Origin of the sequence: Rhodococcus sp. B10, from assembly GCF_011770055.1 — a bacterium.
Lineage (GTDB): Bacteria > Actinomycetota > Actinomycetes > Mycobacteriales > Mycobacteriaceae > Rhodococcoides > Rhodococcoides kyotonensis_B.
The window spans coordinates 40,118-67,109 of record NZ_JAAFYV010000022.1 but is presented as its reverse complement, the minus strand read 5'-3'; the positions used below and the strand labels follow the sequence as shown (position 1 = coordinate 67,109).

At 65.8% G+C, this 26,992-nt stretch carries 23 protein-coding genes; 13 read left to right on the top strand and 10 right to left on the bottom strand.

Features of this window, described 5'->3' with window-relative positions; all coding sequences use genetic code 11:
* The first annotated feature begins 1 nt into the window (after position 1).
* Positions 2–2,032, top strand: a complete 2,031-nt coding sequence (locus RhoFasB10_RS15805; RefSeq protein WP_167677198.1) for an MFS transporter — start codon at positions 2–4, stop codon at positions 2,030–2,032.
* Positions 2,033–2,151: 119 nt separating this feature from the next.
* Here the strand turns inward: RhoFasB10_RS15805 and ilvD are convergent, their stop codons facing one another.
* From ilvD to RhoFasB10_RS15790, 3 genes are all read right to left on the bottom strand, one after another.
* Entirely contained in the window at positions 2,152–3,858 is a 1,707-nt protein-coding gene (gene ilvD / locus RhoFasB10_RS15800) for a dihydroxy-acid dehydratase (RefSeq protein WP_068427291.1), read from the bottom strand.
* A 115-nt stretch (positions 3,859–3,973) separates the two neighbouring features.
* Entirely contained in the window at positions 3,974–5,422 is a 1,449-nt protein-coding gene (locus RhoFasB10_RS15795; protein WP_167677196.1) for an MFS transporter, read from the bottom strand.
* 6 nt (positions 5,423–5,428) lie between these two features.
* A complete protein-coding gene (locus RhoFasB10_RS15790) occupies positions 5,429–6,043 on the bottom strand; it encodes a hypothetical protein (protein ID WP_114332446.1) in 615 nt (204 codons plus the stop codon).
* A 145-nt stretch (positions 6,044–6,188) separates the two neighbouring features.
* Here RhoFasB10_RS15790 and RhoFasB10_RS15785 point away from each other — a divergent pair, with 145 nt between their 5' ends.
* Positions 6,189–7,232 (top strand): ATP-dependent DNA ligase, encoded by a 1,044-nt coding sequence (locus tag RhoFasB10_RS15785; RefSeq protein ID WP_167677194.1) that lies wholly within the window; start codon positions 6,189–6,191, stop codon positions 7,230–7,232.
* Positions 7,232–8,314, top strand: a complete 1,083-nt coding sequence (locus RhoFasB10_RS15780) for a DNA polymerase domain-containing protein (protein WP_167677192.1) — start codon at positions 7,232–7,234, stop codon at positions 8,312–8,314. The genes RhoFasB10_RS15785 and RhoFasB10_RS15780 overlap by 1 nt, the downstream gene beginning before the upstream one ends.
* A 3-nt stretch (positions 8,315–8,317) precedes the next feature.
* Here RhoFasB10_RS15780 and nhaA read toward each other — a convergent pair whose 3' ends face one another.
* Positions 8,318–10,180, bottom strand: a complete 1,863-nt coding sequence (gene nhaA, locus RhoFasB10_RS15775; RefSeq protein WP_167677190.1) for a Na+/H+ antiporter NhaA — start codon at positions 10,178–10,180, stop codon at positions 8,318–8,320.
* Between the two features lie 226 nt (positions 10,181–10,406).
* Between nhaA and RhoFasB10_RS15770 the strand changes: the two genes are divergently transcribed.
* Complete coding sequence (locus RhoFasB10_RS15770; protein WP_068427287.1) at positions 10,407–11,432, top strand: putative zinc-binding metallopeptidase; 1,026 nt, start codon at positions 10,407–10,409, stop codon at positions 11,430–11,432.
* 5 nt (positions 11,433–11,437) lie between these two features.
* On the opposite strand, the gene RhoFasB10_RS15765 is transcribed toward RhoFasB10_RS15770, so the two are convergent.
* The 4 genes from RhoFasB10_RS15765 to RhoFasB10_RS15755 are packed head-to-tail and all read right to left on the bottom strand — an operon-like array spanning position 11,438 to position 14,443.
* Positions 11,438–12,073 carry an SAM-dependent methyltransferase gene (locus tag RhoFasB10_RS15765; protein ID WP_308115242.1) on the bottom strand — a complete coding sequence of 212 codons (636 nt, stop codon included), beginning with the start codon at positions 12,071–12,073 and terminating at the stop codon, positions 11,438–11,440.
* Positions 12,070–12,810, bottom strand: a complete 741-nt coding sequence (locus RhoFasB10_RS26380) for a PIG-L family deacetylase (protein ID WP_346764407.1) — start codon at positions 12,808–12,810, stop codon at positions 12,070–12,072. Before RhoFasB10_RS26380 ends, RhoFasB10_RS15765 begins: the two co-directional genes overlap by 4 nt.
* Positions 12,804–13,736: an acyl-CoA dehydrogenase family protein gene (locus tag RhoFasB10_RS15760; RefSeq protein WP_167677186.1), complete on the bottom strand. Its 933-nt coding sequence runs from the start codon at positions 13,734–13,736 to the stop codon at positions 12,804–12,806. The genes RhoFasB10_RS26380 and RhoFasB10_RS15760 overlap by 7 nt, the downstream gene beginning before the upstream one ends.
* A complete protein-coding gene (locus tag RhoFasB10_RS15755; protein ID WP_167677184.1) occupies positions 13,733–14,443 on the bottom strand; it encodes a glycosyltransferase in 711 nt (236 codons plus the stop codon). The genes RhoFasB10_RS15760 and RhoFasB10_RS15755 overlap by 4 nt, the downstream gene beginning before the upstream one ends.
* 112 nt (positions 14,444–14,555) lie before the next feature.
* Here RhoFasB10_RS15755 and RhoFasB10_RS15750 point away from each other — a divergent pair, with 112 nt between their 5' ends.
* The 7 genes from RhoFasB10_RS15750 (at position 14,556) to ugpC (ending at position 21,131) form a co-directional block, all read left to right on the top strand.
* Positions 14,556–15,107 carry a DUF6764 family protein gene (locus RhoFasB10_RS15750; protein ID WP_084423816.1) on the top strand — a complete coding sequence of 184 codons (552 nt, stop codon included), beginning with the start codon at positions 14,556–14,558 and terminating at the stop codon, positions 15,105–15,107.
* 19 nt (positions 15,108–15,126) lie between these two features.
* Positions 15,127–15,723, top strand: a complete 597-nt coding sequence (locus RhoFasB10_RS15745) for an HdeD family acid-resistance protein (protein ID WP_068427279.1) — start codon at positions 15,127–15,129, stop codon at positions 15,721–15,723.
* 109 nt (positions 15,724–15,832) lie between these two features.
* Positions 15,833–16,717, top strand: a complete 885-nt coding sequence (locus tag RhoFasB10_RS15740) for an Ig-like domain-containing protein (protein ID WP_167677182.1) — start codon at positions 15,833–15,835, stop codon at positions 16,715–16,717.
* 170 nt (positions 16,718–16,887) lie between these two features.
* Entirely contained in the window at positions 16,888–17,817 is a 930-nt protein-coding gene (locus RhoFasB10_RS15735) for a sugar ABC transporter permease (RefSeq protein ID WP_207890900.1), read from the top strand.
* A complete protein-coding gene (locus tag RhoFasB10_RS15730) occupies positions 17,814–18,701 on the top strand; it encodes a carbohydrate ABC transporter permease (RefSeq protein ID WP_068427274.1) in 888 nt (295 codons plus the stop codon). Before RhoFasB10_RS15735 ends, RhoFasB10_RS15730 begins: the two co-directional genes overlap by 4 nt.
* Positions 18,702–18,732: 31 nt before the next feature.
* A complete protein-coding gene (locus RhoFasB10_RS15725; protein WP_068427272.1) occupies positions 18,733–20,055 on the top strand; it encodes an ABC transporter substrate-binding protein in 1,323 nt (440 codons plus the stop codon).
* On the top strand, positions 20,055–21,131 hold the full coding sequence (gene ugpC / locus RhoFasB10_RS15720) for a sn-glycerol-3-phosphate ABC transporter ATP-binding protein UgpC (RefSeq protein WP_068427270.1): 1,077 nt from the start codon (positions 20,055–20,057) through the stop codon (positions 21,129–21,131). Before RhoFasB10_RS15725 ends, ugpC begins: the two co-directional genes overlap by 1 nt.
* On the opposite strand, the gene RhoFasB10_RS15715 is transcribed toward ugpC, so the two are convergent.
* Complete coding sequence (locus RhoFasB10_RS15715; RefSeq protein WP_068427268.1) at positions 21,112–22,422, bottom strand: cytochrome P450; 1,311 nt, start codon at positions 22,420–22,422, stop codon at positions 21,112–21,114. The two genes, ugpC and RhoFasB10_RS15715, sit on opposite strands and share 20 nt — an antisense overlap.
* 77 nt (positions 22,423–22,499) lie before the next feature.
* Positions 22,500–24,470 carry a M13 family metallopeptidase gene (locus RhoFasB10_RS15710; RefSeq protein WP_167677180.1) on the bottom strand — a complete coding sequence of 657 codons (1,971 nt, stop codon included), beginning with the start codon at positions 24,468–24,470 and terminating at the stop codon, positions 22,500–22,502.
* A 57-nt stretch (positions 24,471–24,527) separates the two neighbouring features.
* On the opposite strand from RhoFasB10_RS15710, the gene RhoFasB10_RS15705 reads away from it, so the two are divergent.
* Both RhoFasB10_RS15705 and RhoFasB10_RS15700 read left to right on the top strand, forming a co-directional pair.
* Positions 24,528–25,415 (top strand): ABC transporter ATP-binding protein, encoded by an 888-nt coding sequence (locus RhoFasB10_RS15705; protein ID WP_068427266.1) that lies wholly within the window; start codon positions 24,528–24,530, stop codon positions 25,413–25,415.
* A complete protein-coding gene (locus RhoFasB10_RS15700) occupies positions 25,412–26,986 on the top strand; it encodes an ABC transporter permease (protein WP_167677178.1) in 1,575 nt (524 codons plus the stop codon). The genes RhoFasB10_RS15705 and RhoFasB10_RS15700 overlap by 4 nt, the downstream gene beginning before the upstream one ends.
* The last annotated feature ends 6 nt before the right edge of the window (positions 26,987–26,992 follow it).

Here is a 26,992-nt window from a genome sequence, read left to right as displayed (position 1 = left end):
CATGACTTTGCTTGCGATGACGCCTGTCCACGAGATGGACAAGCCGTACGCCGGACGGTGGGCAGCGCTGGGCGTGTTGTGCCTGAGCCTGCTGGTCGTCGTCATGGCGAACACGTCCCTCCTCGTCGCGGCTCCGGCGATGACGGTGGATCTCGACCTCAGCAGCGCGGACCTCCAGTGGGTCATCGACGGATACACCGTCCCGTACGCGGCACTGATGCTGCTGTTCGGTGTGATCGGAGATCGGTACAGCCGACGCGGCGCACTGCTCATCGGATTGATGATGTTCACCGCCGGATCGCTCGCGGGTGCATTGACGGAGGCGACGGCAGGCGTCGTACTCGCCCGCATCGTCATGGGCGTCGCTGCCGCCGTGGTCATGCCTGCCACGCTGTCGCTTCTGGTGGCCACGTTCCCGAAGCACGAGCGGGCGACGGCCGTGACCATCTGGGCGGCGACGTCGGGATTGGCGATCGCGATGGGTCCGCTGCTCGCCGGCTGGCTCCTCGAAAGCTATTGGTGGGGTTCGAGTTTCCTGCTCAACGTGCCGATCACGGTCTTCGCGATCATCGCGGCCGTCCTCGTCGTTCCGCCGTCACGTGCCGCGGACATCGGGCAGATCGACTGGCTCGGCGGTGTCCTGTCGGTGCTCACCGTGTCGGCGACCGTCTACTCGATCATCGAGGGATCGCACTTCGGATGGAGCGTTGGGCCGGTCTATTTCGCCGTGATCGGCGTTCTCGGAGCGGCGGCGTTCGTCGCGTGGGAACTGCGACACCCAAACCCGCTGCTCGATGTCCGCGCGTTTCGCTCCCGCGTGCTCTCCGGCTCCGTCCTCGCGGTCCTGCTGTTCTTTCTCGTCACCTTCGGCGCGATCTACTATGTCGCACAACATCTTCAGTTCGTACTCGGCTTCGGGCCCGTGTCGACGGGAATTCACCTGCTCCCGCTTGCCCTCGCGGTGTTCGTGGGATCCGGTATCACCCGGTTGCTGACGCCCCGGCTCGGCATGAAGTACACCGTGACGGCAGGGATGGTGCTCGGCACTGTCGCCGTCTGCACGATGATCGGACTACGTTCCGACGCAACGTATGTCGACTTCCTCCCGGCGCTGACGATTCTCGGCCTCGCGATCGGGCTCAGCGTGTCCCCGTGCACGGACGCGATCATGGCGCAGTTTCCCGACGGTAAGCTCGGCGTTGCGGGCGGACTCAACGACACGGCACTGGAACTCGGGGGTTCGCTCGGAATCGCGATCCTCGGTTCGGTTCTGGCGACGACCTACCGCGATGGCGTCGTCGATTTCCTCGCGGACTTTCCTGGCCGCACGCCGAGCGGTGAGCCGACGGCACAGGCGGCCCAGGCGGTCGAGGTGTCAAGCGATTCGGTGGCCGGTGCCGTCATCGTCGCAGATATGTTGCGGGACAACCCATTTCTTACCGGTTACGCAGATTCGCTGGAGGACACCGCGGTCGAGGCCTATGCTGCCGCCGTCAGCCACACATCGGTGATCGCGACGGTGGTGTTCGGAGTCGGCGCAGTGCTGGTGGCAATCCTTCTACCGGCGCCGCGGAAGCGTCGGGTCGTGACGGTGACGCCGATCGTCGACGAGGGAGTCGCTCACGAGATCGCCGAGTTGGAGGAGATGCTGGGGCAACCGTCGGCACCGAGCCCGTCCGTGGCGGAATCGCTTGTCGACGACGAACTCTCACGCCCGAGCATCTACCAGCTCGCGGCGAAGGTGTTCGAGCGCGAAGCGGCGGAGAAGACAGAGGCGCGGCTCGCCGACCACAGCGACCGCGTCACCATCCACCAGCTGGCGCTTGCCGACATCGCCCGCAGGAGGCGCGAACTCGCGGAGGAGGAACTCGACGCGGCACTCGACCTCGCCGAACTCCCCGTCATGCGTCGGGCGCCGAGACCCGTCAACAGGCCCGGGCAGCTGAACATCTACCAATACGCCGACTCTCGGCACCGTCACGACACCGAGATCCAGGAGCGGTCGAGCTCGATGTGGGCGATGCCGCTGTAGTTCCCTTTCCGGCATCGATGGCACGCGGTAGCCGATAGACAGTTGCCGCGGTCCATCGATGCCGACGAGCGGGAGCCGATGCCGACGAGCGGGAGCCGATGCCGACGAGCGGGAGCCCGCTAGATCAGCACAGCCCCGTTCGACGCCGAGCCCACGAGCTTGGAGTACTTCGCCAACACTCCTCGCGTGTAGCGCGGAGGAAGCGGAGCCCAACCCTGTTTGCGCGCTTCGAGTTCCGCGTCGTCGACGAGCACGTCGAGGGTTCCCTCGGCAACGTCGAGGCGGATGCGGTCACCGTCGCGAACGAACGCGATAGGCCCGGCGTCGACGGCTTCCGGCGCCACATGCCCGACGCACAGTCCCGTCGTTCCGCCGGAGAATCGGCCGTCGGTGAGAAGCAGAACGTCCTTGCCCAGTCCGGCTCCCTTGATCGCGCCGGTGATGGCGAGCATCTCGCGCATACCGGGGCCGCCCTTGGGGCCTTCGTAGCGGATGACCACGACATCGCCCGCGGAGATGGTGCCGTCGGCGAGCGCGTCCATCGCGGCGCGTTCGCGCTCGAAAACCCGTGCGGTGCCGGTGAACACGTCGGAGTCGAATCCGGCCGACTTGACGACGGCTCCGCCGGGGGCGAGCGAACCCTTCAAGATGGTGATGCCGCCGGTCGGATGGATAGGTTCGTTCATGGCGCGCAACACCTTTCCGTCCGGGTCCGGCGGCGCGATGTGAGCGAGGTTCTCCGCGACGGTCTTTCCGGTGACGGTCAGGCAATCACCGTGCATCAGCCCCGCGTCGAGCAGCGCCTTCATGACGACAGGCACTCCGCCGATGGCGTCGACGTCGGTCATGACGTGCTTGCCGAACGGTTTGACGTCCGCGAGGTGCGGGACACGGGAGCCGACGCGGGTGAAGTCGTCGAGGCTCAGTTCGACCTCCGCCTCGTGAGCGATCGCGAGCAGGTGCAGCACCGCGTTGGTCGACCCGCCGAACGCCATGACGACCGCGATGGCGTTCTCGAATGCTTCCTTCGTCAAAATGTCTCGCGCCGTGATGCCGCGTCGGAGCAGTTCGACGACGGCCTCGCCGCTCGCGTGCGCGAACTGGTCACGTCGACGATCGGGTGCAGGAGGAGATGCACTGCCGGGCAACGACATTCCGAGCGCTTCGGCCGCGCTGGCCATCGTGTTGGCGGTGTACATGCCGCCGCATGCGCCCTCGCCGGGGCAGATGGCGCGTTCGATCGTGTCGACGTCGGCGCGGGACATCAGGCCGCGCGAGCAAGCACCGACGGCTTCGAAGGCGTCGATGATCGTCACCTGGTGCTCGCTGCCGTCGGACAGGGTCGCGAAACCGGGCAGCGTGGATCCCGCGTACAGGAACACGCTCGCGAGGTCCAAACGGGCTGCGGCCATCAGCATTCCGGGCAGCGACTTGTCACACCCGGCGAGTAGAACCGAACCGTCGAGCCGTTCGGCGCTCATGACGGTCTCGACGCTGTCAGCGATCACCTCACGTGAGACAAGGGAGAAATGCATGCCCTCGTGGCCCATCGAAATGCCGTCGGACACCGAGATCGTGCCGAATTCCAGCGGATACCCACCCGCCGCGTGCACGCCCTCCTTGACTGCTTTCGCGAGTCGTTCCAGCGACAGATTGCACGGGGTGATCTCGTTCCACGACGAGGCGACGCCGATCTGCGACTTGGTCCAGTCGTCGTCGCCCATTCCGACGGCACGCAACATGCCGCGGGCCGCGGTCTTCTCGAGGCCGTCGGTGACATCGCGGCTGCGCGGCTTGACGTCCGGTGACTCGTTCTCGGTCGACATGACTCTCCTGACCTATCGCGGATGGGCTGTATCCACTGTTGACACTATTGGGTCGTTCCTGCAGGCTCCACTCCCGTCACATTGGGTCGTTCCTGCAGGCTCCACTCCCGCGACCCTAACGGTGTTCCGACGGGCTCACGGCCGGTGACGACATATCGCACCGCGCGTGGCATTCCATGGACTCGGGATCCGACCTGCGTTCGCCGCGGATCATGACGGCTGCAATCGCGGCACCGACGACGAGCAGGACCGCGCTGATGACCATCGCGGTGTGGAATCCGTTCGAGAACAGTGCCGGATTGTCGTCGTCGACACCCGATATCCCCGCGAGACCGGGGAGCGCCGCAACGGCCAGCAGCTGGCTCGTCCGGGCGACGGCGTTGTTGACGCCGGAGGCGATACCGGCACGGTCGGTCGAGACCGCGCCCAACACTGCCCCGGTCAGCGGCGCGACGAGCAAGGACAGGCCGAGACCGAACACGACGACGGCAGGAAGGACGTCGAGGACGTACGACGCACCGGGCGAGATTCGCAGCATCAGCAGAAGTCCCGCGGCGGCGACGAGCGGACCGATCGTCATCGGGATGCGCGGGCCGATCCGCTGCGCGATGCGTCCGGTCCTCGCCGACAGCAACAACATCAGCACGGTGATCGGCAGTGTCGCGACGCCTGCCGCGATGGGCGAGTAGCCCAGTGCCAACTGGAGTTGCAGCACGAGCAGGAAGAAGACCCCGCCCAGCGCCGCGTAGACGGCGAGCGTCACGAGATTCGCGGCCAGGAACACACGCGACGAGAAGAGCGACGGCGGCACGAGAGGGTTCCGCGATCTGGCCTCGACGACGAAGAACGCGGCGACCCCCACGACACCGAACCCGACGACGATCCACTCCGACGCGATGAACCCGTATGTCAGCAGCCCGAGCGCGACGGCCACCACCGCGGCCCCGAGGAGATCGAGACGGCCCTCGGCGTTCCGATCTCGGCTTTCCGGAACATGTTTCACGGCGACCCACACGACGGCGATCGCCAGGGGGATGTTGAGCAGGAACACCGATCGCCATCCCGCGACCTCGACGAGCCAGCCGCCCAGCAACGGCCCGATCGCCGACGCCACCCCACCGAGTCCGGACCACGCACCGATGGCAGCGCCGCGATCGTCGGAGTCGATGGACGCGGAGATCAACGCGAGGCTGCCCGGCGTCAGCAGCGCCGCACCGACACCCTGCAGTACGCGCGCGGCGACGAGCACTTCGATGCTGGGTGCGAGCCCACACAGGATGGAGGCGAGCGCGAACCAGACGGTGCCCCAGACGAACACCCTGCGGCGGCCGAGCCGATCACCGAGCGATCCGCCGAGCAGGATCAGCGACGCGAGCGACAACGTGTAACCACTGACCGTCCACTGCAATCCGGCCACTCCGGATCCGAGATCACGGCCGATCGCGGGCAGTGCGACATTGACGACGGTGGCGTCGAGCATCGCGAGCGACGAGCCCAGCACCGTGGCAGCGACGATCCAGCGCCCGCGCGCGGACGCAAGCGGTATCGACACTGCGCTGCTCACACCTGGTTACAACTCCTCGACACACACCATGAAGTTGCGATCCGAGTAAGCGTAACCACTGTCCGCCGGGTCGGAGCACTGGTTGACATCGGTGGTGTTCGGCAGAATCTCGACCACGCGCACCGTGTTGCTGCCGGGGCTGGTGCAGTCGGCGCGCAGCGGATCGTCACCGGAGAGCTCCATGCAACCGCCGATCACCCAGTCCACGTCCAGGCACAGCGCGCCCTGCTCGACGCCCCCGTACGTCTCGTAGTAGTACTGGTCCGCGTCGGGCGAGCACTGGTCACCGGTCGGCACCTTGGCGATCACCTTGTAGTTGGATTCCTGGCTTCCGCACGTCGCGTTGTCGATCGTCGCGTCGGACATCGTTCCCCCGAGTTCGACGCAGTCGCCGATCTCGACGTCGATGTCGACGTCGCCACCGATGTCCTCACCCTGCTGTCCAGGAGGTGTGCTCGGGCGTTCGGACGTGGTGGACGTCGTCGACGTGGCGATCGCGCCGAGGTCGTCGGCCGGAACGGCACGGGGAGTGACGTCGGAACCGCAGGCGGTGAGAATCAGCAACGCACAGGCGGATGCGCCGAGGGCAGCACCACGAAGCGTTCGGCCGAAGTGAGTCATCGATCGTTCCTAGCTGTGAGTGCTTTCGTTGACGGGCGCAACAAAAATATCCGACCAACCGCCCGAAAGCATCACCGACGTCCAACCCGTCGGTTCGATTCCGTTTGCAGCGACGGTGTCGGAGCGATGGGGCAGTATTGAGTTCGTGGACCTACCGGTGGAATGGCCTCTGCAACCGATGCTCGCGAAAGCTGCGAAAGCGGTGCCTCCGCAGCCCGCGGACGGCCCGGCCCAGTGGTCGTACGAGCCGAAGTGGGACGGCTTCCGCGCGATCGTCTTCCGCGACGGGGACGAGGTGATTCTCGGATCGCGTGGCGGCAAGGATCTGGCGCGCTACTTTCCCGAACTGGTGGCCGACATCAAGCGCGAACTTCCCGAACGGATCGTGGTCGACGGGGAGATCGTCGTGCCCCGTGAGATCGACGGCCGCACGCGTCTCGACTGGGACGCGTTGTCCGAGCGGATCCATCCCGCGGAGAGCCGCGTGAACATGTTGGCGGAGAAGACTCCGTCGATGTTCGTCGCGTTCGATCTCCTGGCGCTCGGGTCCGACGACCTGATGAACACGCCGTTCGACGAACGCCGCAGGCGCATGCTCGACGCGGCCTCCGGCGGCGACCGATGCCAGGTCACCAGCGCGACCGACGACGCGGCCACCGGGGAGCGATGGCTGGAACAGTTCGAAGGCGCAGGCCTCGACGGTGTCGTCGCGAAGAAGCTCGACGGCGTCTACCTGCCGAACAAGCGCGAGATGATCAAGGTCAAGCATGCGCGGACGGCCGATTGCGCGCTCATCGGATATCGAGTGCACAAGTCCGGCAACGGAATCGGATCGCTGCTTCTCGGCCTGTACGACGGCGACCAACTTCGCATGATCGGAGGGGCGTCGGCGTTCACCGACAAGCGGCGCGTCGAACTACTCGAAGAACTGCAGCCACTGCGCACCGGCGAGGACCCGAAGTCCGCCGAACCCAACCGGTGGACGTCGAACAAGGACCGCAGCTGGGTGCCGCTGCGTATCGAGCGCGTCGTCGAGGTGGCGTACGACCAGATGGAAGGGGAACGGCTGCGGCACGCGGCACGGTTCCTGCGCTGGCGTCCGGACCGTGAGCCGACGTCGTGCACCTACGACCAACTGGAAGTGCCGGCAAGTTACGACGTCGCGGACGTCATCGCGGGAGGACACTGATGCCGTCGAAGACTCCGCCCGCATACGTGGAGGCCGGTGGACGCGAGGTCCGAGTGTCGAGTCCGGACCGCGTCATCTACGAGGCCACCGAGCGCACTCCCGAGATCACGAAAGTTCAGGTGTGCGAGTACTTCGCGTCCGTCGGTGAACCGCTGATCCGTGCCATCGGAGACCGTCCGACGGCGATGGAACGCTGGCCCGACGGCTATCGGGAGGGCATGCGACTCGCCGTCGGACCGCAGGATCGTGAGGGCGACGGCTTCTATCAGAAGCGACTGCCGAAAGGCGCTCCCGACTGGATCGAGACCGTCGGGATCAAGTTTCCCAGCGGCCGGTCCGCGGACGAGCTGTGCCCGCGCGAATCGGCGGCGTTGGTGTGGGCGGCACAGATGGGCACGTTGACGTTTCACCCGTGGCCGGTTCGACGCCCGGAGGTCGACAAGCCCGACGAACTGCGCCTCGACCTCGACCCGCAGCCCGGCACCACGTTCGCCGACGCCCAACGCGTGGCCGAGGTGACCCGTGAGCTTCTCGAGGAACTGGGACTACGCGGCTACCCGAAGACGAGCGGCAACAGAGGAATTCACATCTACGTCCGCATCAGGCCGGACTACACGTTCGAACAGGTGCGGCACGCGGCCATCGGACTCGGACGCGAACTCGAACGCCGCGACGACGGCGTCACGACGAAGTGGTGGAAAGAGGAACGCGGAGAACGTATCTTCCTCGACTTCAACCAGAACAACCGCGACCGCACCATCGCGAGTGCGTGGAGCCTTCGGGCCAAGTCGGGGGCGCCCGTCAGCACGCCGATGACGTGGGAGCACCTGAAGTCCGTCACCGATCCTCGCGACTACAACATCGTCACCGTGCGCGACTACCTGGCCGACGGGGATCCGTGGGAGGACATGGACGGCGAGTCCTACTCGCTGGAACCGCTTCTGCACCTGTGGGAGACGTTGCCCGGCGGAGAGCTCAACTTTCCGCCGGACTACCCCAAGATGCCCGGCGAACCTCCTCGCGTACAGCCGTCGAAGAAAGTCGCCGAGCATTGGGACGAACAGGGCAATCGCGTCGAGTAGTGGCTAGACCGTCCGCGCCACCTCCAACTCCCGGATGAGCGACGCGGCGTCGTACGGTCCCGTGTGCCGAATCAGATCCTTGTCGCCGATGCCGAGATAGAACGTGGGAGTTCCCTCGATGTCACTGGATTTGGCGTCGAGCTCGTCGTCCTCGACGCGGACCACGTAGTCGCCGGTGCGTAGGTCTTCCTCGAACCGTTCCATGTCGAGCCCGAGTTCTTCGGCGTAGCGGTCGATGTCCTCGGGCAACAGTGCGTCGCTGTTGGTGAACAGCACGTCGGCCATTTCCCAGAACTTTCCCTGTGCCGCAGCCGCTTCGCTCGCCTGAGCGGCGTATCGCGCATGCGGGTGGTAGTCGTCGAGCGGCAGATGGCGGAAGATGTAGCGCACGTCGTCACCGAAGTGTGCTCGCACTTCCTTGATGCTGCCGGTCGCCTTGCTGCAGAACGGGCATTCGAAGTCGCCGTACTCGACGATGGTCAGCGGTGCGTCGACGGGGCCGCGAATATGATCCCGTTTCGGGTCCACGCCTCGAAGAATCTTGTGCGACATCTCTTTACGCGGCGGGTGGACTCGTTCGTCGATACGGAACAACAACCACCCCAGAGCGGCAGCGATGACCGACGCGGCCAGGACGCCCACGCGGGCCTCGTCGGCGAGCAGTTCGTCGTCGAGAGCCAGGTCGACGATGAACAGCGAAATCGTGAACCCGATTCCGGACAGTGCGGCACCGCCCGCGATGTGCGACAACGTGAGTCCCGGTGCGAGGGCGTCGGGACGAATCTTCGAGAAGATCGCTGCGGCACCGGTGATGCCGATGAGCTTTCCGAGGACCAGACCCACGACGATTCCCCACGTCAACGGGGACGTGGCGGCAGCTCGGAGCGTCTCGCCGCTCAGTGGAACGCCTGCGTTGGCCAGCGCGAAGATCGGCACGATGATGAATGCGGTGTACGGCTGGTACAGCCGCATGAGACGTTCGTTGACCGAAACTGCTTGATCCAGGCCGAGTCTCGCGGCCCGCGCGTACTCCGGGTTCGGTGACTGACGGAACGCGCGGGTCAGATCAGCGGCGCGCTCGACCTCGCGTCGACGCGGCGGGTAGACCGGAAGAATCAATGCGATCATGACGCCGGCGAGCGTCGGGTGAACACCCGATTCGTAGAACGCGACCCAGGTGGCGACCGAAACGACGAAATAGCTGATGCCGCGCCATACTTGGAGTTTGCGCAGCAGCGCGATCGCTGCGAGTCCGACGAATGCCAGTGCAAGCGCACCGATGTCGAGGTCGTCGGTGTAGAAGAACGCGATGATTGCAAGCGCGCCGACGTCGTCTGCGACGGCGAGCGTCAGCAGGAAGATGCGCAGGCGCGCCGCCTTCTTGGGTCCGACGACGGCGAGCGCGCCGAGAACGAATGCGGTGTCGGTCGAGATGACGACGCCCCACGCGCCTGCCGCTTCGCCGGACGGGTTCAGCAGCAGGAACAACACGGCGGGCACCGCGAGTCCGGCGAGGGCGGCGACGATCGGGATGCTCGCGCGCGAGCGGTCGGTCAGCTCGCCCATCGCGAATTCGCGTTTGACCTCGAGGCCGACCACGAAGAAGAACAGGGCCATCAAGCCGTCGTTGACCCAGTGGGCGAGGTCAAGCGAGATTCCGTGACCGCCGATCGAGATCGACAACTCGGTGTGCCAGAAAGTGTCGTAGGTGTCGCCGAACGGCGAGTTGGCCCACAGCAACGCCAGAAGTGTCGCTGCGAGAAGAAATCCGGCGGCCAAGGTTTCGCTGTTCCTGGCGCCGCGTGATTCGCCGAGCCGCTGAGCGAGCCTGCGAACCGGGGACATCGTCGGTGTCATGTCTGCCATCGGTGACGGTTTCCCCTCGATCGGTTTCGGTTACGTGCAGTCCGGGAAAACCCGCGCAGACAACCCAACCGCCGCCACTCCGAATTGCTTCCACATCGGTATCGTGTGCGGGGCTGCCTGCAAGTATTCGTGTATTCGCAGGACAGCATAGATCGGTCGGAGGGTCTTGTTCATGCGTCGGCGCAGCGCCGTCGCGGGAGTCTGTGCGGAACGAAAGTCGGAAAGCATGCGTGATTTGATCTGCCGCAAGTGTGGTCAGAAGCTGTCGTTCGAGAACTCCTTGTGCCTGAGCTGCCAGAGTGCGCTCGGGTTCCACCTGCCGTCGAGAGCGATGCTCGTGCTGCCGGACAAGTCGGAGGACGGTGCAGCGGAAGTCGACGTCGACGGCACGACGTGGCGAGTCTGCGCCAACCTCGACACCGCTCGGTGCAACTGGCTCGTCGACACCTCCGAGGGCGAGGAGCTGTGTGTCTCGTGCAGGCTCACGCGGACACGGCCTGCCGACGACGACCTCGACGCAATGGTCGCGTACGCCGACGCCGAGACGAACAAGCGTCGCGTCGTTCTCGAACTGACCGAGCTCGGTCTACCGATCATCGGCCGTGACGCCGACCCCGAGACCGGACTTGCCTTCGATCTGTTGTCCAGCGCCGACCAGCAGGTGATGACGGGTCACGCCAACGGACTGATCACCCTCGACCTCGCCGAGGGCGACGACGTCCACCGCGAGCAGCTTCGGGTGTCGATGGCGGAACCGTATCGAACCCTCGTCGGTCACTTCCGACACGAGATCGGCCACTTCTACCAGATGGTGTTGGTCGGGACGGGTGAGCATCGTGCACGGTTCGAGGAACTGTTCGGCGACCCCGACACCGACTACCAGGCTGCGCTCGACCGGCATTACAGCGAGGGCGCGCCCGAGAACTGGGAAGACGACTACGTCTCGTCGTACGCGACGATGCATCCGGCCGAGGACTGGGCCGAAACGTTCGCGCACTATCTGCACATCCGCGACACCCTCGACACCGCGGCGGCGTTCGCGATGGCGCCCGCGGGATCGACGCTGGACAGCGCGCTGCCGGGCGACATCGGGTTCGAGCAGATCATCGAGTGGTGGCTCCCGCTGTCCTGGGCGCTCAACCAGATCAACCGGTCGATGGGCCACCAGGATCTGTACCCGTTCGTGCTGCCGCCCGCGGTCATGGAGAAGATGCGGTTCGTGCACCTGCTGATCGCACCGAACGTGGTGTAGCGGCGTCAGACGAGGCCTTCGGCGCGAGCGATCGACGAGGGCCTCGTCTCCGAGGGCTGTGTCTCCGTGGGCTGCCACGCGGTGAAGACTTCGAGGACGAAATCCTCGTCGACGTACCCGCCGAGACGCGAGAGTCCGACGGTGTCCGCGACGGCGTCGTGCACCTGGTCCCCGGTGAGCGGGTAGTCCGCCACAGGATGACGCCAATGCACGGCGACGAGCGTTCCGCCCGGTTCGAGGTGCCGGACGCACTCGTCGAGTGCGCGTCGTAGATCGGTCTCGTCGAGGTAGTAGCCCACCTCGCTGAGCACAATCAGGTCGAACCCCGTGCCGACGCTCTCCCAGCTGTCGGCCAGCGACCATGTCACGAACTGCACGTGCGGTGACGCGACGCGTGCCCTGGCCGTCCGAATCGGTGGATCGACGACGTCGGTGGACACCAGAACGTCGCACCTCGCGGCCAACCGTTCGGTGAGCACACCGACGGAGCATCCCGGTTCGAGGGCGCGGCGATAGCGCTGACGCGGTAACGACGCCATCGTGATCGTGTACTTGCGATCCTCGTACCAGCTCGAGCCGAGACCGAACGGGTCCTCGCCTTCGGCGTACACGCCGTCGAAGTAGGCCGGTGGCACGCTCACAGGAAGATCACCTCGTACGGTCGCAGAAGTCGGTCGAGTACGTGCGGTGGCAGCACCGCTCGATCGGCGGGGTGCTCCGAGAGCGGTGCGATCTGCGTCCGAAACTCCTGCACCGCAGCTTTTTTCGCGGCAAGAACGTGCGGCTCGAGAGCGACGGCGTGCGCTCGATGCCACGGCACGTCGGGATGGTCGGGACGAGCCCAGTGCCACATCCATACCGGATACTCGATGACGCGTACTCCGGTGCGCGACGCGGCCGTCAGGCAGGCTCGGGCGGTGGCCTCGTGGTCGGGATGGCGGTCCCCTCGCCACGTCGTGAGGCACCAACTTTCTGGTGTGAGGACGCGGGCCACTGCCTCTGCGACGTCGTTCTCGTGCGCGGCGACGTCGCCGTCCGGGATACCGAGGCGGATCGGTTCGACGTCGACACCCAGCTGCGTCAGCGCTCGACGCGACTCCTCGGGCCGTTCGGCGATCAGGTGTTCCCTCGTCACGGTGGGAGAACCCTCGTGCGAGCCGCCGCCGTCGGTGACCGCCACGATGCGTACGTCGATGCCTGCCGCCGACGCGGTGGACACGAGTCCGCCGACGCCGAGAATCTCGTCGTCGGGATGCGGTGCGACGACGACCATGTCGCGGCACCCCGCGAGATCCGCAGCCGGGTACGTGTGTTGCCATGCGCGCCAGACGGATTCGGGTGTGCCGGCTTCCGAACCGTCGAACGACTCCTCTACCACGGACTCTTCTCCTCGGCGACGTCCTCACCCAACGCGGCGAGGTCTCTCTCCGCGTGCGACTGGCGAAGGTAGACGGTCAGATCCGCCACGCGGCGTGCGTGCGCGGCGTCGATGCACAACGGTCCTGCGCCGAGCGCGCGGCCGACCCGATCGATGCAATCGGAGGCGGCGTTCTCCACGACCGCACGAACTGTCCTGGCGCGTAGCCTGCCTTGGCCGTCGTAGTCGAACGGGTCCGAATCGATCTCGGCTGCAGCAACTTTCAGCGTGCTCGATGCGGCGCTCAGTCCCGCGGCGACGGCACCCAGATGGGCCGCGGCATGGGCGTCGGCACCTGATCGGACCGCGGCGTGCAGGGTGTCGGCGACGCCGCAGGCGCTGCCGAACCAACAGGCGGCGACACCGATCGCGCCGTGCCAGAACCCGGGCCGTTCGAGATAGGCGCCCGGTTCACCCACGGGGTGTGCACGGGCGCCGTCGAATCGAACATGGCCGGAGTCGCTGTCCGCCATACCCACTGCGTGCCACGAATCCGGAATCGGCGAGCACGCAGGCTGAGTGAGATCGACGGCGAACAGCCTGCGTCGATCGCCGACGCGCGCCGTCACCAGGGCGTCGGTGCACAGGTGCGCTCCCGAGCACCACGGCTTGACCCCGGTCAGTGTCCACCCGTCCGACGTCTCGTCGGCCCCCAGAACCGGCGACGGTGGCTCGGCTGCCCAGACACCCCAGATCTGTTCGCGGCGCGGTTGCGGCCCGCCCAGCTCGGCGAGGATCGCGAGCGCGTCCGCATGAGCCTCGGCGAACCGTCCGAGCACGGTATCTTCGCGGCTCAGCGCCGCCAGCCGATCCCACCGCTCTTCGGTGCGCCCCGAGCCGGGGAGGGGAAGAGGGGCGTCGAAGAATTCTCGAAGGCGGTCGATCATCGCGGGACCGCCGCGTCGAGCGAACGAAGATGTGCCGCAAACCCGTCGGGAGCGCGCCCGAACAGCCGGTTCGACGTGGACACCGGTGAATCGCACGCGTACAGCACCGGAATCCCGGCCTGCTCCAGCCGTCGAACCAGGTCGACGTCCTCGTCGGTGCGCAGCGGCCCGAAGCCGCCGACGCGTCGGTACACATCGGCACGGACACCGAGGTTCGCGCCGTGCACGTGGCGGTGGCCTGCATGCTCGCGGTATCCGGACCGGTAGGCAGCGGCCACCGCGGCAGGCAGTCCGTCGAGGTCGACGCGGACCGTTCCGGCGACGGCCCCGGCTCCGCGCCGGGCATGGGCGATTTGTGACGCCAACCAATCGGGCCGAGTCACGCTGTCGGCATCGGTCGTCGCGAACCACGTGTCCGGCGACGCAGCTCGACCGTGGAAGCCGGCCGCGCGCGCGACACCGACATTGCATGCCGAGACGGACCTCACCGATCGGTCGCCCGACCCGTCCGCCCAGCGACGCGCGATCGACTCGGACCCGTCGGAACACGAATCCAGCACGACGACCGTGAATACGTCGAGGTCGGGGACCTGGGCCCGGCCGTCGGCGAGCGCGTCCAGACACGCCGGCAGTAGTTCTTCTTCGTCGTGAACCGGTACTACCACGACAACTCGGCGAATATCCGTCGAAGAATCGATCAATGCCATCCCTGTTCTGCGATGGAGCTCCGCCGGCTGCTCGACGGTTCGTACTTCTTCTGTCCGTAGACCCGGTATCTCATCCCCAGTAGTGGCAGAATCCAAACGCAAGGGACAACCGATGAGCAGCGGAAGGTTTGTCGTGGTGGGGATCGTCGGGGAATTCAAGCGGATGGCCGCGATGGCGGGTCCAGTTGCGGTGCTCGGAATCGCCGCGGCACTGCTGACGCCCGGTACCGCGTCGGCGACGGATCTCGTCTGTACACCGGGTGCACAGAGCACGGCGCTCGAGGGGAAGTCGGCGTGCGGAGTGCAGACCGACGGCACGTCGAACGCCTACGCCCGCGCACTCGACGGCGTCGCGTTCGCGCGCGCCGAACTCGGAGGCGCAGCCCTCGGACTGGCAGGCGGCGGTGGCGTCGCCGCAGCGGAAACCAAGTCGGGGACCGTCGCCGCGGTGTCGACCGGCGCCGATTCGGTGTCCATCGTCTCCCCCGACACGGGCGCTCTGGCCCTCGCCGTGTCGCTCGACCGTGGTCAGACTTTCGTCGGGACCGCAGACGAAGGGGTGCAGTGCCACGCGGGCGCAGGCCTTGCCGTCAACGTCACCACCGGACAGGTGTGCCTGTCCGACGGAGTTCGTTCCTGGAGTTCTGTCGTCGCTCTGCCCTAGTGGGAGGTAGGTGTTACCGATGTCAACACAGTTGCCGAACAACGAGGACGCTCTGCTACGTATTGCCAAGGATCTGTGGTGGGCCGTCCTGCTCCGCGGCATCCTGGCGATTGCGTTCGGCATCGTCGCGCTCGTGTGGCCCGGCGTCACCGTCTGGGCGATCGTCGTCGTCTTCGGTGTCTACGCCGTCGTCGACGGCATCTCCGCCATCGTCAGATCGATCCGAGCACGCAAGGTGCAGTCCGGCTGGGTGTGGTGGTTGCTCGGCGGAATCGTGTCGTTGGGTGCCGGAATCGTCGCATTCGTCTGGCCCGAGATAACGGCACTCGCCGCGGTATTCGTCATCGGAATTTGGGCGATAGTGGGCGGAATTCTCGAAATTGCGGGCTCGTTCCGGCTTCGTTCCCTGGAGGGCGCGACGCACTGGATGATGCTCCTCGTCGCAGGCGTCATCGAGGTGCTGTTCGGCCTCGTTCTGGTGTTCTTCCCGGTCAGCGGCATTCTCACGGTGGTGTGGCTCGTCGGTGTATTCGCGATCGTGTTCGGACTTCTGTTCGTCGTCTCGGCATTCCAGATTCGATCGGCCGCGAAGAAAGCAGGCCTCACCTCGGCCTGAGGAACCGATTAGCAATTCACTGCCTGGTGTGTGTTAATGGCAGTTGGTTCGCATGCCTTGTGGTCTCACTGGGCCGTATGCACGAGAAGAATGGAACTGACAGCCGATCATGAAGTCTTTCGTCTCGCGGATCGCACTGGTTGCGGTCGCCGCGTCCGCTGCCGTCGCACTCGCAGGACCCGCTCAGGCCGCTCCTCTGTGGCCCGGCGGCCCGGAAGTACCCGGCTTCCCCGGCTCGTCCGATCCGGCCCTCCCCGCACCCGAAATCCTGCCGCAACAGCTCGCACCCGCGAACTTCGCGGACCCGTCGATCACGCCCAACTCGGGTGAGGTCGTCGGCGTCGCGCAGCCGATCGCGATCCGGTTCGACGAGGCCATCGGAGACCGTGCCGCAGCCGAGCGCGCCATCCGCGTCACCACGTCGCCGTCGGTCGACGGCCACTTCTACTGGATCAACGACACCCAGGTTCGCTGGCTCCCGAACGAGTTCTATCCGGCGCACACGTCGGTGACCGTCGAAGCCGGTGGCGCTCGCGCCGATTTCTCGACCGGCGACTCGGTCATCACCACCGCGGACGACGCCACCAAGACCATCACGGTCACGCGCAACGGTGAGGTCGTGCGCACGATGCCGACGTCGATGGGCAAGCCGGGGCACGAAACCCCGAACGGCACCTACATCGTCGGCGAGAAGTTCCGCGACATGTACATGGATTCGTCGACGTACGGCGTCCCCGTCGACTCGCCGGAGGGGTACCGCACCTACGTCGAGTACGCGACGCGTATCTCCTACAGCGGCATCTTCGTTCACGCTGCGCCGTGGTCGGAATGGGCTCAGGGATCCGAGGACACCAGCCACGGATGCCTCAACGTCAGCACCGAGGACGGCCAGTGGTTCTTCGAGAACTCGCAGAAGGGTGACCCGGTCGTCGTCGTGAACACTTCGGGTGGAACCCTCAGCGGCGCCGACGGTCTGGGCGACTGGAACCGGTAAGCGGCTCCGCCGTACGTGCGCGCGAATGTGTAGTGCCTACGGGTCATTCCGCAGGCTCCACTCCCGCTGGCTGTACATTCGCGCGCACGACCGAGGTTTTGGTTTCAACGTTCAACTGAATTGGGGTCTCGTTCACCTACCGTTCGCGGTAGGTGAGCACAGTCCCCGCAGTGAGTACAACAACGGAACGAGTGCTGCCCACAGCACGCCGAAAGAGCTTTTTCGGCAGGCCGTGGAGTGATTACGCACTCTTCCTGATCCTCCTCGGACCCAACCTCGTGTTGCTGGCCGTGTTCACCTACCGGCCCCTCGTCGAGAATTTCCAGTTCTCGTTCTACGACTGGAACTTGTCCTCTCCCACATCGACTTTCATCGGTTTCGAGAACTACCGTGAGTGGTTCTCGCGTGACGACACGTGGACCATCGTGTCCAACACCGTCGTCTTCACGGTCGCGGCCGTCGTCGGAAGTCTCGTGCTCGGGCTCGTTCTCGCGATGCTGCTGGACCGAAAGTTGCGGGGCCGCAACTTCGTCCGGTCCGCCGTGTTCGCGCCGTTCGTCATCTCCGGCGCCGCCATCGGTATCGCCTTCCAGTTCGTGTTCGACCCTAACTTCGGCCTCGTGCAGGACCTGTTGCAGCGCATAGGGTTCTCGTCTCCCGACTTCTACCAGGATCCCACGTGGGCGCTGTTCATGGTGACGGTGACCTACCTGTGGAAGAACCTCGGCTACACGTTCGTCATCTACCTCGCTGCGCTGCAGGGCACCCGCAAGGAGTTGATGGAGGCGGCCGAAATCGATCGGGCGTCGAAGTGGACGACGTTCCGCAAAGTGCTTCTGCCGCAACTGCGTCCGACGACGTTCTTCCTGTCCATCACCGTGCTGCTCAACTCGTTGCAGGTCTTCGACATCATCAACGTCATGACCCGCGGTGGCCCCCTCGGAAACGGCACCACCACGATGGTCTTTCAGGTGTACGAGGAAACCTTCCGTAACTTCCGAGCCGGCTACGGCGCGACGGTGGCGACGATCATGTTCGTCATCCTGCTGATCATCACGCTCGTGCAGGTACGCATCATGGATCGGGACGACCAGCGATGACCATCACCCTGAAGAAAGACGTCACCGAGCCGACGCGCCGAGCTCCGCGAGATCCGCAGCGTCAGCGCAGCCTGTCGACGGTGCTCGGATACATCGCAATGGTGTTGGTGCTGCTCATGATCGGGCTGCCGCTGTTCTGGATCCTGATCACGTCGTTCAAGGAACGCGGTGACATCTACGTCCAGCCGGTCACGTGGTGGCCGAGTTCGTTCCGCCCCGAGAACTACAGCGAGGCGACGACGGAGGTGCCGTTCTTCACGTACCTGCGCAACTCGCTGATCATCACCACTGCGATCGCGTCGATCAAGTTCGTGCTCGGTGTGCTCAGCGCCTACGGTCTGGTGTTCCTGCGGTTCCCCGGCAAGAACATCGTCTTCCTCGTCATCATCGCAGCGCTGATGGTGCCCAACCAGATCACCGTGATCTCGAACTATTCGTTGATCTCGGAACTCGGGTGGCGAAATACGTTCCAGGGCATCATCATCCCGTTGGCAGGCGTCGCATTCGGTACGTTCCTGATGCGCAATCACTTCCTGTCCCTGCCCGCCGAGATCATCGAGGCTGCCCGCATGGACGGGGCGGGCTCGTTCCGTCTGCTGTTCCGTGTCGTGCTCCCACTGTCGGGACCGACGATGGTGGCCTTCGCGATCATCACCATCGTGAACGAATGGAACGAATACCTCTGGCCGTTCCTGATGTCCGACGACTCGTCCGTCGCACCGCTTCCGGTCGGCCTCACGCTGTTGCAGAACAGCGAGGGCTACACCAACTGGGGCGCGGTCATGGCGGCGACGGTCTTGACCATCCTTCCCATCCTCGTCGTCTTCCTCGCCCTGCAACGCCACATGATCAAGGGCCTCACCTCCGGTGCGGTCAAAGGCTGATCCGCTTCATTCACCAAGAGAGAGAACAGTTATGGCCAACATCAACCGCCGCGGATTCCTCACGCTCACCGGCGCAGCGGCAGCGGCTGCTGCACTCGCAGCCTGCAGCAGCCCCGGTACCAGTTCCGGCTCCGAGGCTTCCGGTGGCGACGCGAGCACCATCAACTTCTGGTCGAGCCACCCCGGTAAGTCGCAGGAATTCGAGAAGGAACTGATCTCGCGCTTCCAGGCCGAGAATCCTGGCTTGACGGTCAACCTGATCGACGGCGGCAAGAACTACGAAGAGGTCGCGCAGAAGTTCAACGCCTCGCTCTCCGGTAACGACGTTCCCGACGTCGTCGTCCTGTCCGACGTCTGGTGGTTCAACTTCGCGCTCACCGGCGCCATCGAGCCGCTCGACAAGCACTTCGATGCTGCAGGCGTCGACTCCAGCGACTACGTCGATTCGCTTCTCGCGGACTACGACTGGAACGGCAACCACTGGGCGCTTCCGTACGCTCGCTCGACCCCGCTCTTCTATTACAACAAGCAGGTCTGGGCGCAGGCAGGCCTTCCCGATCGCGGACCGGCCACGTGGCAGGAGTTCGACGAGTGGGGCCCGCGCATCCAGGCCGTCGTCGGAAACGGCAAGCTCGCCCACGGCTGGGGTAACGCGGTGGACTACCTCGGATGGACGTTCGAAGGCCCGATCTGGACGTTCGGTGGCGCGTACTCCGACGGCTTCGACCTGAAGTTCGACGACCCCAATACCATTGCGGCCGGCCAGTTCCTGAAGGACATGATCCACACGAAGAAATACGCGAACGTGTCCAACGACATCGCCAACGACTTCGCCGCGGGAATCATCGCGTCGACGATCGCCTCCACCGGCGACCTGTCCGGCGTCACCGCGAATGCGAACTTCGAGTTCGGCACCGCGTTCCTGCCCGCCGCCGACGGACAGCCCGGCTGCCCGACGGGTGGAGCCGGCCTCGCCGTTCCGTCAAAGATCTCGGAGGAGCGCAAGGTCAACGCGCTGAAGTTCATCGAGTTCTTCACCAACGCGTCGAGCACCGCGTACTTCTCGCAGAACACGGGCTACATGCCGGTCCGCAAGTCGGCGCAGCAGGATCCGAGCGAGATCGAGTTCCTCGCCGCGAACCCGAACGCGAAGACGGCCGTCGACCAGCTTGCACGCACGCGTTCGCAGGACTACGCGCGCGTGTTCGTTCCGGGCGGCGACAAGATCATCGGCACCGGCCTCGAGCAGATCGCGCTGCAGAATGCCGACGTCGCAACCACATTCGCCGGCGTCCAGGATCAGCTGCAGCAGATCATCGATCGCCAGATCACGCCGAACCTCCCGGCGTCGTAATGGCAGGCGTCCACTACGCGGGAGTCTCGCACCGGTATCCCGGTGCGGACACCCTTGCCGTCGACACCCTCGAACTCGACATCGCCGACGGGGAATTCATCGTGCTCGTCGGTCCGTCGGGCTGCGGTAAGTCCACCAGTCTCCGGATGCTGGCAGGGCTCGAGTCGGTCGAAAGCGGCCACATCGACATCGGCGGCGTCGACGTGACCTCGCTCGCCCCGCGCGAGCGGGACGTCGCGATGGTGTTCCAGAACTACGCGCTCTACCCGAACATGACCGTTGCGGACAACATGGGCTTCGCGCTGCGTAACGCAGGAATGAGCAAGTCCGACACGGCAGCTCGTGTGCTCGAAGCGGCGAAGATGCTGGAGTTGGAACCACTGCTGAACCGCAAGCCGGGCAAGTTGTCCGGCGGGCAGCGTCAACGCGTCGCGATGGGTCGCGCGATCGTGCGGCAGCCCAAGGTGTTCTGCATGGACGAGCCGCTGTCCAACCTCGACGCGAAGCTTCGGGTGTCGACGCGGGCACAGATCGCCGGTCTGCAGAAACGACTGGGTACGACGACGGTCTACGTCACGCACGATCAGGTCGAGGCCATGACGATGGGTGACCGCGTCGCGGTACTGAAAGCTGGGGTGCTGCAACAGATCGCGTCGCCGCGCGACCTGTACGACAGCCCGGTCAACACGTTCGTCGCCGGATTCATCGGTTCGCCCGGCATGAATCTGATCGACGCACCCGTCGTCGACGGTGCTGCGGTCGTCGGCGATGTGCGAATCCCGGTGCCGCGCACCGCGGAAGCCCGCGTCACCGTCGGAGTCCGACCGGAGAGCTGGAATCTCGTCGGCGAAGGCGTCGGCGCGGTGACGGCGACCGTCGAGCTCATCGAGGAGCTCGGCGCCGAGTCGTTCGTCTACGGTGCACCGCCGCTCGGCGCGGACTGGAACACCCAGTCCGGCCGTGTCGCAGTGCGGGTCGACCGGAAGCTGTCGATCGGTCTGGCCCAGACCGTCCGGCTCGTCCCCAAGCTCGACGAGGTGTTCTTCTTCTCGTCGACTACCGGGCAGCGCCTGTAGCTGCCGGTTGCCCGAGGTCGACGGGCAACGACGCCCAGCCGTGCAGGACTCGGGTGTCACGACGGATTCCCTCACCTGCCGCGTGCAGGTGAGGGAACCTGTCGAACAACGTCTTCAGACCGACCTCCGACTCGGCCTTCGCGAGCGAGGCGCCCAGACAGTAGTGCCGACCGCCCGAGAACGACAGGTGCTTGTTCGCGTTGGCGCGCGTGACGTCGAACCGGTACGGGTCGTCGAACACATCGGGATCCCGGTTGGCGCCCGCGAGTACGAGCACGACGAGGTCGCCCTGCGTCAGCGGAACGCCCTCGATCGTGACGTCGCGCTTGGCCAGACGCGCCGTCAACTGGACCGGCGATTCGAGCCGGAGCATCTCCTCGACCGCACTCGGCCACAGCGACGGATCCCGGTGCAGCAGCGCGAGCTGATCGGGGTGATCCAGCAGCAACCGAACCCCGCTGCCGAGCAGATTGACGGTCGTCTCGAATCCCGCGGCGAGCACGAGCCCCGCCGTCGCCCGGAGTTCTTCGTCGTTCAGGCCGACGCCGTCGTCCTCGGCGCGAATCAGTTGACTCATCAAATCGTCGCCCGGGTTCTGCCGTAGCTCCGCGAGGTGACCGGCGAGCCACGCGTCGAACTGCCGGAGGCCGTCCTCGACGCGGACGAACTGTTCCCAGGTGAGCCCGATGTCGAGACTCGGCGCTGCCATCTCACCGAACTCGAGCACGCGCTGGCGATCGGCGTCGGGTACGCCGAGGATGCTGCTGATCACGGCCACCGGCAGCTGCGAGCAGTACTGGGCGACGATATCGATCTCTCTCGCGCCGTGCGTCAACTCGTCGAGCAACTCGTCCGCCTTCTCCTGCACCATCTCACGCATCCTGGCGACGGCGCGTGGGGTGAAGACCGACGAGACGAGCTTGCGGTACCGCGTGTGCTCGGGCGGTTCCACCGACAGCAGCGACGGCGGCTTCAGCGGATGTAGCGACGACGGCCGGGTCCTGTTCTCGATCCAGCGCAGGGGAGCGGGAAGGTTGGCGCCGAGCTGCGTGACACGGAAGTCGTCGGAACGCAGCAGTTCGTGGACGACACCGTGGTCGACGCTGATGTGGCCGATCCGCGTCTTCACCAGAGGTCCGGTGGCGCGAATCCGTTCGAACACCGGCCGGGGATCGGCGCGGGTCACCGGATCGGCGACCAGCATGGCTTGCGGATCCCCGTGTGCCGCAGCTTTCTTCGCTCCGTAGCGCACCACCCCATGCGCCGCGAGCCAGCGGATTCTTGCCTTCATTTTCCACCCCTCCGTCGGGCTCGTGAGTGCGAATGTATAGCAGGGACTACATTCGCACTCACGAGCGGCGCAGCCGCCTACCAGATCCTGACGCGCTCGTCCGGATCCAAGTACAGCGCATCTCCCGGCTTCACGTCGAACGCTTCGTGAAAACTGTCCAGATTGCGAACGACGCCGTTGCAGCGGAACTCCGGCGGCGAGTGCGGATCGACCGCGAGGCGACGGATCGCCTCCTCGTCGCGCGCCTTGGTCCGCCATACCTGTGACCAGCCGAAGAACACACGCTGCAGACCGGTCAGCCCGTCGAGCACCGGTGCGTCCTTGCCTTCCAATGCGATCTCGTACGCGGTGACGGCGATGGACAGGCCACCGAGGTCGCCGATGTTCTCGCCGATCGTGAACTGACCGTTGACCTTGTGACCCGGCAGAGCCTTCGGCTCGAACTGGTCGTACTGCTCGATCAACGCTGTTGTGCGCTTGCCGAATTCGGTGCGGTCCGAGTCGGTCCACCAGTCGATCAGGTTTCCGTCACCGTCGTACTTGGCGCCCTGATCGTCGAACCCGTGGCCGATCTCGTGTCCGATGACCGCGCCGATCCCGCCGTAATTGGCGGCGTCGTCCGCGTCGGCATCGAAGAACGGTGGCTGCAGAATCGCTGCGGGAAAGACGATTTCGTTCATTCCCGGGTTGTAGTACGCGTTGACGGTCTGCGGCGTCATGAACCACTCGTCGCGATCGACCGGTCCGCCCAACTTGTCCAGGTCTCGCTGGTACTCCGCGACGTAACCGCGACGGTAGTTGCCGACGAGGTCGCTCCCGTCGATCTCCACCGCCGCGTAGTCGCGCCAACGGTCGGGGTAACCGATCTTCGGCGTGAACTTGTCGAGCTTCTCGAGCGCACGCTGCCGTGTCTCCGGGCTCATCCACTCGAGGTCGGTGATGTTACGACGGTATGCCTCTTGCAGATTCGCGACGAGGACCTGCATCCGCGCCTTCGCGTCGGCGGGGAAGTGTCGCTCGACGTAGAGCTTGCCGACGGCCTCGCCCAGCAGATCCTGTACCAGCGAGACGCCGCGCTTCCACCGCTCACGGTTTTCCTCGGTGCCGCTCAACGTCTTTCCGTAGAACGCGAAGTTCTCGTCGACCAGTGCTGCGGTCAGGTACGGGGCGCGCGAGTGCACGATGCGCCACGTGAGCCACGCCTTCCAGTCCTCGATGTCGGCGGAGACCCACAGACCGGTGAACGTCGACAGGAACGGAGGTTGGCGCACGACGATCTCGGCGAACTGCTCGGTGTTGCTTCCGAGGCCGGAAATCCATGCCGTCCAGTTGAATCCGGGCTCGTTCTGCACGAGGGTGTCGAAGTCGATCAGGTTGTAGCTCTTCTCCGCGTCACGACGCGCAACGACGTCCCAGTGCCCGGCGGCGAGCTTCGTCTCGAGCTCGAAGACGCGCTGTGCGTCGTACGAGACACCGGCGAGCTCGAACATCGTCGCGATGTGCGCGACGTACGCCTCGCGGATCTGCGCGTAGTTGTCCTCGCGGTAGTACGACTCGTCGGGAAGGCCGATGCCGGACTGCGTGAAGTGCATCAGATAGCGCGTCGAGTTCTTGGCGTCCGTGTCGACGTAGTGGCCGATGGCGCCGCCGACGCCGGTGCGCTGCAGCGATCCGAGAACCTCGGCGAGCGTGACGAGGTCCTCGGCGTCCGCGACGGAGGCCAGTTCGCTCGCGATGGGGGCGAGCCCGGATTCTTCGACCGCGTCGGCGTCGAGGAAGCTCGAGTACAGGTCGCCGATCTTCTGTGCGTCGGTCCCGACCGGCGGATTCGACGCGGCAGCTTCCTGGATGATCGTCCTGACGTCTTCCTCGGCCCTGTCGTACAGAGTCCGGAACGCGCCGTCGACCGCTCGGTCCGCCGGAATGGCGTACTCGTCGAGCCACTTGCCGTTGACGTGCACGAACAGGTCGTCCTGAACCCGTGTGCTGTCGTCGCGAAAGCTGAGGTCGATACCCGAATTCACCTGTCCAGAATCAACTGCTGTCATGCACCCCATCTTTACACTCTTTGCAAGTGTGTTTCCGTCCGAAGTGGCAGGGGAGCCATGAACACGGCGATCGAAGTGCATGACCTGAAGAAGTCGTTCGGCCACGTCACGGCACTCGACGGGCTGGAGTTGCGCGTCGACGCCGGCGAGGTGCACGGCTTCCTCGGGCCCAACGGCGCAGGCAAGTCGACGACGCTGCGGGTTCTGCTCGGGCTCATCCGCGCGACCTCGGGCGAGGTGCACTTGCTCGGCCACGATCCGTGGACCGACGCCGTCGCACTGCACCGGCGAATCGCGTACGTCCCGGGAGACGTCACGCTGTGGCCGTCACTCACCGGTGGTGAAGTGATCGACCTGCTCGGGCGGCTGCGCGGCGGTATCGACCAGGGTAAGCGCGACGCGTTGATCGACAGGTTCGCGCTCGATCCGAGGAAGAAGTCACGTACCTACTCGAAGGGAAACCGTCAGAAAGTTGCTCTGGTATCGGCCTTTTCGTCGAACGCGGAACTGATTCTGCTCGACGAACCGACGTCAGGTCTCGATCCGCTGATGGAACAGGTCTTCGACGACTGCGTGGCCGACGCATCCGCCCGGGGTGCGACGGTGCTGTTGTCGTCGCACATTCTGTCCGAGGTCGAGAAGCTCTGCGAGAGGGTCACGATCATCCGCGACGGCCGAACCGTCGACACCGGGTCGCTCGCCGAGATGCGACACCTGAGTCGGACGACGGTCACGGCCGAGGTGCAGCGCGTGCCCGACGGCCTCGATTCGTTGCCGGGCGTCGACGGCGTCCGTGTCGACGGGAGCCGGGTGAGCGTGCGCGTCGACCCGGCCGATCTGCCGAAGGTGATGCACGTGCTGGCCGACGCGGGCATCACAAGTCTGGTCAGTGCCCCGCCCACGCTGGAGGATCTGTTCCTGCGCTACTACGGGAGCGCGTCGTGACGGGCACGACACAGCTCGTTCGGCTCTTCCTGCGCCGCGATCGCGTGGTCGCCCCGCTGTGGATCCTCGCGATGGGGCTGGTCCCACTGCTGTACGCGGTGAGCTTCGAGGGCCTGTACCCGACGGCCGCCGACCGGCAGGCCTTCTATCAGGCGACGCTGCGCACTCCGGCGGAGTTGGCGCTGGTGTCGCCGATCTTCGGCAGCGACCTCGGTGCTCTCGTGACGTGGCGTGCCGGGTTGCTGCTGACGCTCGTTCCGCTCGCCGCGATTCTGACGGTGATTCGTCACACGAGGGCCGAGGAGGATGCTGGACGCACCGAACTGATCGGCGCGACGGCCGTCGGACATCATGCCGGTCTCGCCGCGGCGCTCGTCGTCACGATCGGCATGGTCGTGACGACTGGACTCGTCGGGACGGTATCGCTGCTGGCGACCGGGTTCGCTGTGGTCGGCAGCATCGCGTTCGGTGTAGCGATCGCCTCGGTCGGCACGGTGTTCGCCGGCGTCGGTGCAGTCGCTGCGCAGATCGGACCCCGCGCCCGCCTCGCGCGCGGATACGCGTTGACGGTCCTCGCCGTCGCGTTCGCGCTCCGGGCAGTCGGCGACGCGGGGTCCGGCACGCTGTCGTGGCTGTCGCCGATCGGGTGGTCCGCTCAGCTGCGGCCGTTCGCCGACGAGCGCTGGTGGGTGACGACGCTGTCCGCAGGTGCGGCCGCGGTGACGATCGCGACGGCCGTCGCACTCGCGCGAGCCCGCGACGTCGGTTCCGGCCTCGTTGCGGACCGGCTCGGGCCTGCATCGGCACCGGCGAGCCTGACCGGGGTGTACTCGCTTGCGTGGCGTCAGCATCGCGGGTCGCTCGCGGCCTGGACCGTCGGCCTCGGGGTGTTCGCGGCGATCCTGGGTAGCGCCGCGAACAGCGTCGGCGACCAGTTGGGCGGCAGCGAGGCGGTCGCCGACGCACTCGCGGCGTTCGGCGGCGACTCTCTCGTGCAGTCCTATGTCGCGGCGATCATCAGCATCATCGGCATCGCTGCGGCCGCGTACGCGGTATCGGCGGTGCTTCGGGCTCATACCGAGGAAGAGGATGCGCACGCCGAGTGGGTCGTCTCGGCGAGCGTCGGCAAGGTTCGGTGGCTGGCAAGCCACCTGACGTTCGCGATGGCCGGGCCGGCGCTGGCGATGCTCGTCGTCGGGCTCGCGGCGGGACTGACGTACGGGACAGGCGTCGGCGACGTGGGTTCGGTGCTGCCGGGCGTGCTCGGTGCCGCGCTGTCGCAGTTACCGGCGGTGTGGGTGCTCGTCGGCGTGGCCGTGGTGTTGTTCGGCGCCCTGCCGGCCTGGTCGACGGCCGTCTGGGCGGTCGTGGCCGGGGTCGTGCTGCTCGGCCAGGTGGGTGAGGTGATCGGGTTACCGCAGGTGATCCTCGACATCTCGCCGTTCACCCATGTGCCGCATCTGCCGGGCGGACACTTCTCCGCGGTTCCTCTGGCGTGGATGGTGTCGTTCGCCGTGGTCGCGGTCGCCGCGGGAGCGGCATTGTTCCGCAGACGGGACCTACGGGGGTGACGGGCG